Annotated in this window: 1 protein-coding gene; it reads left to right on the forward strand. The window is 56.2% G+C overall.

Features of this window, described 5'->3' with window-relative positions; all coding sequences use genetic code 11:
- A partial coding sequence (locus tag HMPREF0308_RS12630) for an IS256 family transposase (RefSeq protein ID WP_005532249.1) occupies positions 1-911 on the forward strand: 911 nt, incomplete at its 5' end.
- Positions 912-1,007: the final 96 nt, after the last annotated feature.

A 1,007-nucleotide genomic window follows, 5' to 3' on the forward strand; every position in this document is an offset into this window, starting at 1 on the left:
AAGGCGTGTCTACCCGCAGAATGAACGACCTGGTCGCCACTCTCGGCATCACAAACCTATCGAAGTCACAAGTTAGTGAAATGGCCAAAGACTTGGATTCGATGGTGGAGGATTTCCGCACCCGGCCACTAGATTCCGGCCCGTACTACTACCTCTCGTGCGACGCGCTGACGATGAAAGTCCGGGAAGGCGGACGCGTGGTCAAAACGAGTGTGCTGCTAGCAACCGGTGTCAACAATGACGGCTACCGGGAACTGTTAGGCATGCAAGTAGCTACCGCTGAGTCCACCGCTTCGTGGACCGGGTTCTTTAGGGACTTAAAAGCCCGCGGTCTAGGTGATGTCTACCTGGTGACAAGTGACGCTCACTTAGGCATTCAAGCAGCGGTGTCTGATGTGCTGCCACATGCCTCCTGGCAGCGGTGCCGCACCCACTTCGCTAAGAACCTCTCGTCCATGGTGCCGAAGACCCAGTGGCCGACATTATCGGCGATGTTCCACACGATCTTCCAACAACCCGATGCTGAGGCGGTGTGGACTCAGGCTCGGGAAGTGGTGGAATTCTGCCAGGCGAAATTTCCACATGTTGCAGACTACCTAGAAGAACATCTTGATGATGTGTTGGCGTTTACCCACACACCGAAGTCAGTGTGGACCAAAGTCTGGTCGAATAACCCCACCGAACGGCTCAATCGCGAGATCCGCCGGCGCACTGATGTTGTCGGGATCTTCCCCCACCGTGATGCTGTGATTCGCCTAGTCGGGGCCGTCCTTGCTGAGCAGCATGATGAATGGATTCAACAGAAACGCTACATGTCGTTGACAAGCCTAGAGCAAACCAAAGCGTTGATCACAGCCAATGTCCTCGACGCCGACACCACCACCCCGGCAGGCAAGGAGATTGCAGCCTAATGACCAACCACGCCCAGGCCCGTGCCGGACCCGATCCCGGCTAACCGATCACCGACGATTCGAAAGAACTCATACACCACATCCGCGGACTTGACC

It is taken from the genome of Corynebacterium striatum ATCC 6940 (assembly GCF_000159135.1).
Taxonomy (GTDB): Bacteria; Actinomycetota; Actinomycetes; order Mycobacteriales; family Mycobacteriaceae; genus Corynebacterium; species Corynebacterium striatum.